We start from the raw sequence: 10,470 nt of genomic DNA, 5'->3' as shown, positions 1-10,470 counted from the left end.
GAGCCAGGGCGGCGGCGGTCACGGGCGGGGGGCCGTCAGAGAGGCCTCGGCGAAGCTCGCGCCGCCCTGGCTCTTCAGATCCACCTTGACGTCCACCGACAGACCGGGGCGCAGGGCCAGGTTCCGGTCGGCGCCGCTGACGACGATCCGAACAGGTACGCGCTGGGTGATCTTGGTGAAGTTGCCGGTGGCGTTCTCGACCGGGATCAGGGCGAATTCGGAACCGGTGGCGGGGGCGAAGCTGTCGATCCGGCCTTCGATCTTGCGGCCGGGGAAGGCGTCGGCGGAAATCTCGACGGTTTGGCCCAGCCGCATCCGGTCCAGCTGGGTCTCCTTGAAGTTGGCGACGATATAGGTCCGGGTCAGGGGCACGATCGACAGCAGCTGGGTTCCGGCGTTGACGAACTGGCCGGGGCGGACGCTGCGGGCCCCGACGACGCCGGCGATGGGGGCGCGGATCACCGTGCGGTCCAGGGCGATGCGGGCCTTTTCGACCTGGGCGCGGGCCTGTTCGACGGCGGCGACGCTCTGTTCGCGGGTTGAGCCCAGCACCCCGGCGGTGCGCTGTTCGGCGACCAGGGCGGCCTGGGCCTGGGCCACGGCGGCGTCAGCGGTGACGGCGGTGGCGCGTTCGGTCTGGATCCGCTGCTGCGAGACCCAGCCCTGCTGGGCCAGCTTGCCGTAGCGGTCGACCTCGGCGCGGGCCAGGCCGGCCTGGGCGCGGGCCTGGGCCACGGCGGCGGCGCGGGCGGCGACGGTCGCCTTCTCCTGCTCGGCCTGGGCGTCGACATTGCCGACGGCGGCGATGGCCGCCTGAAGGTTGGCTTCGGCGCGGATCAGTTCGGCGCGCTGGTCGCTGTCGTCCAGCTTGACCAGGACCTGACCGGCCTCGACCCGCTGGTTGTCGCCGACCAGGACCTCGGTCACCCGGCCGGCCAGCTGGGGGCTGACCAGGGTGGTGTCGGCCTGGACGAAGGCGTTGTCGGTGCTCTCCCACCTCTGGCCGTTCAGCCACCAGACGATCCCGCCCGCGATCAGGGCGAGACCGACGAGGATCGCGGCGAACAGCGGCAGGCGTTTCTTCAGTTCAGGGGACATGGGGACATCCGGGGGAGGGTGCGGCGTTTTGAAGCGGCGCTAAAATGGACGTCGCCGTCCAAAAATCAATCTCCAATCGCCAGAAGCCCGATCACGCCTGGTTTTCGTGTATGTCCTCGCCTCATGACCGACCGCGCCCGAGCTTCGAATCCCCTGCCGTCCGAAGTCGATGTGGCGGTCGTCGGGGCAGGGGCGGCGGGGATCGCCGCCGCGCGGCGGCTGGTGCGGCCCGGCCTGTCGGTTCTGGTGCTGGAGGCGCGCGACCGGATCGGCGGGCGCGCCTGGACGGCCCAGGTCGAAGGCGAGGGCCTGGACATGGGCTGCGGCTGGCTGCACTCGGCCGACGACAATGTCCTGGCCCGGCGGGTGGAGGCCGAGGGCCTGACCCTGGACCGGACCCCGCCGCCGTGGCGGACCCAGGCCTTCGATCACGAGATTACGCGCGCCGACCTGGCCGAGTTCGGCGAGGCCTTCGCGGCCTTCGATCAGCGCGTAAGCGAAGCGGCGGCGCGGGGTGAAGACCGGCCCGCCTCCGACTTCTTCGACCCCGACTGCCGTTGGAACGCCCGGATGGACGCCATCTCGGGCGCCCTGAACGGGGCGCGGTTCGCCGAGGTGTCCAGCCTGGACTACGACGCCTATGGCGACACCGGGGTGAACTGGCGAGTGCGCGAGGGGTATGGCCGGCTGGTCGCCCGGCTGGGCGAGGCGGTGTCGGACGCCGTGGTGCGCGACTGCGCCGTGCGGCGCATCGACCGCTCCGGCCCCCTTTTGCGGCTGGAGACCAGCCGGGGCGAGCTGACGGCGCGGGCCGTGATCCTGACGGTCCCCAACAGCCTGATCGCCAGCGAGGCTGTGCGGATCGATCCGCCGGTTCCCGCCTGGCTGGAGGCGACGGCGGGCGTGCCCCTGGGCCTGGCGTCCAAGGTGCATATGACGGTGCGGGGTGCGGGCGACTTCCAGCCCGACACCCAGCTGTGGACGCGGACCGACACGGCCGAGACCGGCGGCTATCATCTGCGACCGTTCGGACGGCCGATGATAGAAGCCTATTTCGGCGCCGGACTGGCCTGGGGGCTGGAGGCGCAGGGGCCTGCCGCCCTGGTCGACTTCGCCGTGTCCGAACTGGTCGCGGCCCTGGGGTCCAACATGAGGCGGCGGCTGGAGGCTGCGGCGGTGTCGAACTGGGGCGTCGATCCTTGGTCGCGCGGCGCCTATTCCCATGCCCTGCCGGGCCATGCGGGGGACCGGGCGAAGCTGCGGATCGCGGTCGAGGACCGGATCTTCCTGGCGGGCGAGGCGACGGCGCCGGTCTATTACGGCACGGCCCACGGCGCCTGGATGGAGGGCGAGCGGGCGGCGGACGCGGCCCTGACGACCCTGGGTCTTGACCCGCGCCGCGACGACGGCGACAGCGAGGCATGAAGCCGACCAAGGCCCAAAAACCCGCCGCCAAGGCCAAGACGCCCGGTCCCAAACGCCCGGCGGTTATGACCGGCGCCTCGGTTCCCGTGCTGCGCTGGCCGCCTGACGAGGACCGGGTCGAGACCATTTTCGAGCGGCTGTCCGGCGTCATGCCCGAGCCGAAGACCGAGCTGAACTTCTCCAACCCCTTCACCCTGGTCGTCGCCGTCGCCCTGTCGGCCCAGACCACGGACGTCGCGGTCAACAAGGCCACCGACCGGCTGTTCCAGGTCGCGGACACGCCGGAAAAGATGCTGGCTCTCGGGGAGGAGGGACTGGTTCCCTACATCGCCTCCATCGGCCTCTATCGCGGCAAGGCGCGGAACGTCATCGCCCTAAGCCGGATCGTGCTGGAGAAACATGGCGGCGAGGTTCCGCTGAACCGAACCGATCTCCAGGCCCTGCCGGGCGTGGGGCGAAAGACCGCCTCGGTGGTGCTGAACGAACTGGGGATCGAGGCCGCCATCGCCGTGGACACCCATGTCTTCCGCGTCTCGCACCGGCTGGGGCTGGCCAACGCCAATACGCCGGACAAGGTGGAGGCCCAGCTGTTCCAGGTCGTGCCGGAGCCGTGGCTGCCCAAGGCCCACCACTGGCTGATCCTGCACGGCCGCTACACCTGCACGGCGCGCAAGCCCAAATGCCTGGCCTGCGTCATCGCCGACCTGTGTCCGTCGCGGGCGGGGCTGGCGGCTCTGGGCGAGGCGGCGCCCTGAGGGGCTTCAGGCGGCGTTCGCCGCCTCTGCGGCTTCCATATCCGCATTCATCGTCTGCAGGATGGCGCGCAGTTCGGCGATCTGGGCGCCGGACAAGGGGAGGCGCTCCACCACCTGGCAACGCACGCCCAGCACCTTCTCACGCAGGGACCAGCCCGCTTCGGTGGGCTCGACCCAGACCCGACGCTCGTCCTCGGCGTCGCGTCGCCGGGTCAGAAGGCCGGACGCCTCCATCCGCTTGACCTGAGGCGTCAGGGCGCCTGTCTCCATGTGCGTGCGCCGACCAATCTCGCCCATGGTCAGGGGACGCCCGCTCTCCCACAGGGCCAGCAGGATCAGATATTGGGGGTGGGTCAGACCCAGGGGGTCGAGCAGACGTCGATAGATGCGCGTCACCAGACTGGCTCCGGTCTGAAGCGCCAGGCACAGCTGGGCGTCGATCTCCAGATCGCGGAACCCGTCGGAACCAATCTGCGCCTTCGCCATTTCGCCCTCCTCGAGCCGCCAGGGGGCGCGAGTTTGCACCCAAACACAGGTTGTTAAGCACAAAACCTGAAAAAATCAAAAATATCAAACGTGATATAATCAATCATTAGGCAATCTCGCCGATAACCCTCCGACGAAGACACAGGAGTGTGGAATGTTCGGCACAGCGCAGAAGCGTCGCCAGCAACAAGAGCTTCAGGAACTGACCGGCATGGTCGCGGCGCTGAAGCGGTCGCAGGCGGTCATCGAATTCGCCCTGGACGGGACGATCCTGGAGGCGAACGAGAACTTCTTATCCGTGATGGGCTACCGCCTGGACGAGGTGCAGGGCGCCCACCACCGCATCTTCGTCGATCCGCAAGACGCCAATACGCCCGCCTACGCCGACCTGTGGCGCCGGCTGAATGCGGGCGAATTCATCGCCGACAAGTTCGTCCGCTACGCCAAGAACGGCGCGCGCGTGGTCATCGAGGCCAGCTACAATCCGATCTTCGACGTCGACGGAAAGCCGTGCAAGGTGGTCAAGTTCGCCACCGACATCACAGCCGTCGAGGCCGAGCGCGAGCGGCGTCTTGAGGCGGACCGTCTCGCCGCCCAGGTTCAGGCCTCGGTGGTCCAATCGACCGGGCGCGCCCTGTCCGCCCTGGCGGCCGGCGATCTGTCCTACAGGATCACCGACGCCTTCCCCGGCGACTATGCGGTTCTGCGCGAAGACTTCAATCGAGCGATCGCCGCCCTGGATCAGGCGGTGGCGGTCATTCGCGTCAATGCGGCCTCCATGCAGTCCGGCGCCAATGAGATCAGCAGCGCCGCCGAAGACCTGTCGCGCCGCACCGAGCGTCAGGCCGCCGGACTGGAAGAGACCGCCGCCGCCCTGGACCAGATCACCGCCACCGTGCGCCGGACAGCCGAGAACGCCCAGTCCGCCGATGCGGTCGTGGGCCAGACCCGCACCCAGGCCGAGACCGGCCGAGCAGTGGTTCAGCGCGCCGTTTCCGCCATGGAGCAGATCGAGGCCTCCTCCGCCCAGATCGGCCAGATCATCGGCGTCATCGACGAGATCGCCTTCCAGACCAATCTTTTGGCGCTCAATGCCGGGGTCGAGGCGGCCCGGGCGGGCGAGGCTGGTCGCGGCTTTGCGGTCGTGGCCTCCGAGGTCCGCGCCCTGGCCCAGCGGTCCGCCGACTCGGCCCGCGAGATCAAGGCCTTGATCTCCACCTCCAGCGCTCAGGTCGAGTCCGGCGTCAAACTGGTGCGGGAATCGGGCGAGGCGCTTTCGGGCATCGCCACGCGCATCCACGACGTCACGCACCTGATGGCCGAAATCCGCGCCTCGACCCAGGAACAGGCCGTGGCCCTGGCCGAGGTCAACAACGCCGTCAATGACATGGACCAGGTCACTCAGCAAAATGCTGCGATGGTCGAGGAATCGACGGCCGCCAGCCTGAGCCTCGACCGCGAGGCGACCGACCTGGCCGAACTGGTCGGCCGGTTCCGACTGTCCGAGGGGCAAGGCGAGGCGGCACCCGCGCCGATCCGCCAAGCCCAGGCCCGGATCGAAGCCTTCGCCGCCGAGACCCTGCGCCCTCGCCCGCGTCTGGTCGCTGCGGCAGGCGAGTGGCAAGCCTTCTAAAGGCGGTTTCGAACCGCTTCGGCGAAGCCTGAGCCGTTCGCCGGGTCATGGTCCAGATAGAAGTCGGGCTCGATCAGCTCGGCCTCCATCAGCACCCAGGCGCCGGCGTCGTCGCGCGCCAGATCGATGCGGGCGTAGAGCAGGGGCTCCTCGACCGCCGCCAGCACCTGTTCGGCCAGGGCGAATGCGGCCGCGTCGGGCGTCACGGTCGTGTAGAGGCCGCCGAACTGGATCTGGATGCGGAAGTCGCCGGGGACCGGCCGCTTGTTGACTGCATGGCTGAACCGGCCGCCGAAGAAGAGCAGGGAGGTCTCTCCCTCGGTCTCGATCGACTTCAGATAGGGCTGGATCATGGCCGGACCTTCCGGCGCCTCGGTCAGGGGCTGTCCCGGCGTCAGGCGCAGGGTGCGGAAGGCGCCAGCGGACACCGTCGGTTTTATGATGAGGGTCGGGGCGCCGGTTTCGGCGAAGGCGGCGTCCACCTGGTCCTGGGTGATCGCCTCGCTCCAGCGGGTCGGGGGAATGGGCACGCCCTTGTCCGCCAACCGGGCCAGATAGGTCTTGTCCGAATTCCAACCCAGGACCGAGGCCGGATTGGCGATCGGCAGGCCGGCCGTCGCCCAGGTCGCGCAGGCCTTCAGCCAGCGGGCGTGGTCGCGGTGATAGCCCCAGGCGATGACCGGCAGGATCAGGTCATGGCCCTCCAGCCCCGAGGCGTCCTCGACATGGTCGGTCCAGGGCGTGGGCGTGATCTCTGCGCCGGTCGTCTCCAGCGTGGTCTTCAGACGCGCCAACACCTCGGGCCAGCGGCCGATGTAGGATTTGTCGGCGGGGTCGGGGGTCAGGACGGCGATCCGGGTCATGCGCCCTGCCTATCGCAACCGGCCGATACATATAAGGGCTTCCTTATAGGTTTTCGGGTGACGTGCCGGTCTTCAACCGCTAAGGCGCGCCCATGACCCAGAACACCGCCCAATATGACGTCTGCGCCGTCGGCAACGCCATCGTCGACGTGCTCAGCCCCTGCGACGCCGCCTTTCTGACGGCCCAGGACCTGGCCCCCAACTCGATGCAGCTGGTCGACGCTGAACGCAGCGCCGCCCTGTATGACGCCATGGCGCCCGGCGTCGAGGCCTCTGGCGGATCGGCCGGCAACACCGTGGCGGGCGTCGGCTCCTTCGGCGGCCGGGCGGCCTATATCGGCAAGGTGGCCGACGACGTCCTGGGTCAGGTCTTCACCCACGACATCCGCGCCGCCGGCGTCCATTTCGACACCCCGGTCCTGACCGGCGGGGCCGACCAGGGTTTCGGCACCGGCCGCTGCCTGATCAACGTCCTGCCCGATGGGGCGCGGACCATGGCGACCTTCCTGGGCGCCGCCAATCAGCTGTTCGCCGACGACATCGACGAGGCCCTGATCGGCGCCAGCCAGATCGTCTATCTGGAAGGCTATCTGTTCGACCCGGCCCCGGCGCGGGCCGCCTTCGAACGGGCCGCCGCCGCCGCGCACAAGGCCGGTCGCAAGGTGGCCATCACCCTGTCGGACACCTTCGTCGTCGCCCGCTGGCGCGCCGAACTGCTGAGCTTCATCGAACAGTCGGCCGACATCGTCCTGGCCAATGAGGCCGAACTGGGCGCCCTGTTCGAAACCGATGATTTCGACGCCGCTGCGGCGAAACTGGCCGCCCTCGTCGAGGTCGCCGCCGTGACGCGCGGCGAACACGGCTCGGTCGTGATCAAGGGCGAGGAGCGCGTCGCGGTCGCCGCCTATCCGGTCGCCAAGGTGATCGACACCACGGGCGCCGGCGACCAGTACGCCGCCGGCTTCCTGCTGGGCCTGGCGCGCGGTCTGTCGCTGGAGGAGGCCGGCAAGCTGGGCTCCCTGGCCGCGTCCGAAGTCATCGCCCACTGGGGCCCGCGCCCGATGGTGAAGCTGGCCGACCTGGCCGGGGAGCACGGGTTGAGGGTGTAATCAGAACCTTCCCCCGCTTGCGGGGGAAGTGTCAGGCCGTGGCGCGCAGCGACACGCCTGACGATGGGGGAAGTCCTCTTGCTTTAAGCAAGACTTCCCTCTCCGACCCTGGTCCGCTGCGCGGACGCCGGGCCACCTCTCCCGCAAGCGGGAGAGGGTCTTTGCGTCAGCTCTTCCACCGAAGCGTCACGGGCTGGATCGGATTGGCGAACGCCCGCCCTTCGGCGCGGCTCCTGGTCCATTCGCGCTTGAGCTGCTGGTACCATTTGGCCTGTTTGTCGGCGTCGTCGATCCAGATCAGGGCGGGGTCGTAGCGCAGGCCCTCGTTCTGCAGGTTCACCATGCCGCCGTCCTGTTTCAGGAAGGCGACCACCCCCATCCGCAGGAAGGGTTTGGCCAGGTCGAAGACCCAGTGGTCGGACCAGAAGATCTGGGTGATGCGGGTCTTGGTCTCGGTGATCGGGGTCAGGCAGGTCAGGGCCAGGACCTGTTTCTCGCCCACCTGGATATGCTCCCAGCGATAGCCGGGCAGGCGGAAGGTGATCTCGGTCGCAGGGGCGCCGCCCAGGATCTTGTAGAGGCGGCTGTTGGAAGACGGGGCGTGGCGCACCATGGCCCAGCCGAAATCCACGGGAGCGAAGGCCTTGGCCTTTTCGTGCATCGACCGTTCGGACCGCCACCACCATTGCTGATGGACATAGGGGCCGTGGGCGGGGTCCATCAGGCCGACGACGGCGTGGTCGATATGGCTGTCGAACTCCATCCCTTCGACCAGTTTCGGGCCGGATCCGACGACGCCGGGGAAGACGGGGGGCTCATGGTCCGGTTCTGACGGATTGCGGGCGTCCGAGGCCATCCAGACGAAGACCATGCCTTGGCTCTCGCGCACCGGATAGGACCGCACCTTGATGCGGTTCGCCTCGAACGCCTGATCCTCGACCAGGGACGGAATGGCGGCGCAGACCCCGTCGGGCCGGAAGCGCCAGCCGTGATAGGGGCATTCGATCGTCTCGCCCTCGCCGGGCTTCTCCACCAGCTTCCCGGCCGACAGGGGGGCGGCGCGGTGGGGGCAGATGTCGCGCATCCCATAGACGGCCCCCGCGCGGGTGCGGCCGATCAGGACGGGTTCGCCCATGATCTCATAGCGTTTCAGCCCGGCCGGGGCGACGTCGCGCGACAGGGCGACGAAATACCAGGCGTCGGCGACGAATCCCTTGCCGAACGGCTGGGCGCCGCTCTTGGACGGGGCGGCTTCGGCTTGAGGGGGCTGGACGGGAGCGGCGTCTGCGGGCTTCATGCGCGCCTCATAACAGAGGGACGCGGGGTCTGTCCTCACGAAGTCCTCAGAGAACTTTACAATGCAAAGTGAAGACGTCATAAGGATGGCTTCACAGGGGAGTTTCGCCATGTTTCGCGCCTTGAGTTTCGCTGCGGCCCTTTTCGCCGCCACCACGGTTCAGGCCCAGGCCGAAGCCCAGAACAGCCACGGGACCCATTCCGAGCACGGCTCGGCGCACGGCCACCACCATGCGGACTTCGCCTCCGACCGCATCCACGTCCGCATCGACGGCGACATGGACGGGCGCGACATCATCCTGATCCCCGGCCTCAGCTCTTCGCCGGAAATCTGGCAGGGGACGGTGGATCATCTGACGGCCCAGGACGGGGTCGGCTGGCGCGTTCACCGCATCCATGTCCAGGGCTTCGCCGGCGCCCCGGCCGAAGGCAACGCCCAGACCGGGGACGCCCCGACCCCCGTCGCCGCACCGGTCGCCGACGAAATCGCCCGCTATATCCGCGAGAACAATCTGCCCAAGCCCGCCGTCGTCGGCCATTCGATGGGCGGAACCATCGGCCTGATGCTGGCCGCGCGCCATCCCGACAGCGTCGGCCGTCTGATGGTGGTGGACATGATCCCCTTCATGGGCGCCATGTTCGGCCCGCCCGGAACCACGGCCGACAGCGTCAAACCGGTCGCGGACCAGATCTGGGCCGCCCAGGCCAACAGCCCGCGCGAGGCCTATGTCGCCCAGGCGACCGCCTCCATCAACGGCATGATCAATACCGAAAGCCGCCGTGAAGAGGCGCTGGAGGACATGCGGACCAGCGATCAGAAGGTCTCGGCCGCCGCCTTCCGCGAACTGGTGGCGACCGACCTGCGCCCCGAACTGGCCAAGATCACGGCCCCGACCGAGGTCGTCTACGTCAAGTTCAACGACCCGCGCATGACGCCCCAGATCACCGACGCCGTCTATCAGATGTCCTACGCCGGCCTGCCGGGCGTGACCCTGAAGCGGATCGACGACAGCGCCCACTTCATCATGTTCGACCAGCCCCAGGCCTTCTACGGCGAGCTGGACGCCTTTCTGGCGCGATGAGCCATCCGGCGGCGGATCGGGTGATCGGCCTCTATCAGGATGGGGCCGAGCGCTGGATCGCCGACCGCGGCCCGTCCCTCTATGCGGGACCGAACGGTCCAAACGAGGCCGAATGGCTGGACCGGTTTGTCGCCGACCTGCCGTCGAACGCCCGTCTTCTCGACGTCGGCTGCGGTTCGGGCTGGCCGATCGGCGCGGCCCTGCTGGCGCGGGGGTTCAGGGTCGTGGGGCGGGATTCCTCGCCGGCCCTCATCGCCCATGCGCGCCAGACCCTGCCGTCCGGCGTCTGGGAGATCGCCGACATGCGGAATCCGCCGCCTGACGGGATGTTCGACGGCGTCCTGGCCTGGCACAGCCTCTTTCACCTGACGCCTGACGATCAATTGCGGGTTCTGCCCGCCCTGGCGAACCAGGTGGGGCCCGGCGGTCGGCTGATGTTCACTAGCGGCCCCGCCCATGGCGAAACGATCGGGGAATGGCGTGGCGAACCCCTCTATCACGGCAGTCTGGATCCCGCCGCCTATCGCGCCCTGCTGGCGGAGGCCGGTCTCTCAATGGAAGCCGACGGGGCCGAGACCGGCGTCTGGCTGGCCCGCCGCGCCATTCTTTCGGCGAAATAGCCGCTCACGCTGGCGTGAAGTGAGCGGGGCCGTTTCGGCGGCGGTTCATACGCGGTACACGTCGGTATGAGCTAATCCGCCTCAGCGCGGCATCTGAAGGAAA

10 protein-coding genes are annotated in these 10,470 nt (G+C 68.7%); 6 read left to right on the top strand and 4 right to left on the bottom strand.

The features are described from left to right. Window positions 1-18: 18 nt before the first annotated feature. A complete protein-coding gene (locus tag AC07XS_RS12925; RefSeq protein WP_182714687.1) occupies window positions 19-1,098 on the bottom strand; it encodes an HlyD family secretion protein in 1,080 nt (359 codons plus the stop codon). Window positions 1,099-1,221: 123 nt separating this feature from the next. Here AC07XS_RS12925 and AC07XS_RS12920 point away from each other — a divergent pair, with 123 nt between their 5' ends. Further along, window positions 1,222-2,523, top strand: a complete 1,302-nt coding sequence (locus AC07XS_RS12920; RefSeq protein WP_182714686.1) for an NAD(P)/FAD-dependent oxidoreductase — start codon at window positions 1,222-1,224, stop codon at window positions 2,521-2,523. After that, complete coding sequence (gene nth, locus AC07XS_RS12915) at window positions 2,520-3,278, top strand: endonuclease III (protein WP_182714685.1); 759 nt, start codon at window positions 2,520-2,522, stop codon at window positions 3,276-3,278. Before AC07XS_RS12920 ends, nth begins: the two co-directional genes overlap by 4 nt. Window positions 3,279-3,284: 6 nt before the next feature. Here nth and AC07XS_RS12910 read toward each other — a convergent pair whose 3' ends face one another. Next, window positions 3,285-3,764, bottom strand: coding sequence for a MarR family winged helix-turn-helix transcriptional regulator (locus AC07XS_RS12910; protein WP_054764020.1), 480 nt, complete (start codon window positions 3,762-3,764; stop codon window positions 3,285-3,287). 154 nt (window positions 3,765-3,918) lie between these two features. Between AC07XS_RS12910 and AC07XS_RS12905 the strand changes: the two genes are divergently transcribed. Then, complete coding sequence (locus AC07XS_RS12905) at window positions 3,919-5,397, top strand: methyl-accepting chemotaxis protein (RefSeq protein WP_182714684.1); 1,479 nt, start codon at window positions 3,919-3,921, stop codon at window positions 5,395-5,397. On the opposite strand, the gene AC07XS_RS12900 is transcribed toward AC07XS_RS12905, so the two are convergent. Further along, window positions 5,394-6,260, bottom strand: a complete 867-nt coding sequence (locus AC07XS_RS12900; RefSeq protein WP_182714683.1) for an ATP-grasp domain-containing protein — start codon at window positions 6,258-6,260, stop codon at window positions 5,394-5,396. The two genes, AC07XS_RS12905 and AC07XS_RS12900, sit on opposite strands and share 4 nt — an antisense overlap. Window positions 6,261-6,352: 92 nt before the next feature. On the opposite strand from AC07XS_RS12900, the gene AC07XS_RS12895 reads away from it, so the two are divergent. Next, window positions 6,353-7,369, top strand: a complete 1,017-nt coding sequence (locus tag AC07XS_RS12895) for an adenosine kinase (protein WP_152948950.1) — start codon at window positions 6,353-6,355, stop codon at window positions 7,367-7,369. A gap of 166 nt (window positions 7,370-7,535) precedes the next feature. On the opposite strand, the gene AC07XS_RS12890 is transcribed toward AC07XS_RS12895, so the two are convergent. Beyond that, window positions 7,536-8,666 carry an aromatic ring-hydroxylating oxygenase subunit alpha gene (locus tag AC07XS_RS12890; protein ID WP_182714682.1) on the bottom strand — a complete coding sequence of 377 codons (1,131 nt, stop codon included), beginning with the start codon at window positions 8,664-8,666 and terminating at the stop codon, window positions 7,536-7,538. A gap of 109 nt (window positions 8,667-8,775) precedes the next feature. Between AC07XS_RS12890 and AC07XS_RS12885 the strand changes: the two genes are divergently transcribed. Together AC07XS_RS12885 and AC07XS_RS12880 are read left to right on the top strand one after the other, a co-directional pair. Further along, window positions 8,776-9,747 (top strand): alpha/beta fold hydrolase, encoded by a 972-nt coding sequence (locus AC07XS_RS12885; protein ID WP_182714681.1) that lies wholly within the window; start codon window positions 8,776-8,778, stop codon window positions 9,745-9,747. Next, the gene (locus AC07XS_RS12880; RefSeq protein ID WP_182714680.1) at window positions 9,744-10,367 is read left to right on the top strand and encodes a class I SAM-dependent methyltransferase; all 624 of its coding nucleotides are present in this window, start codon (window positions 9,744-9,746) and stop codon (window positions 10,365-10,367) included. The genes AC07XS_RS12885 and AC07XS_RS12880 overlap by 4 nt, the downstream gene beginning before the upstream one ends. Window positions 10,368-10,470: the final 103 nt, after the last annotated feature.

The sequence above is a fragment of the Brevundimonas sp. GW456-12-10-14-LB3 genome (genome assembly GCF_059424365.1).
This window is presented reverse-complemented; position numbering and strand designations above follow the sequence as displayed.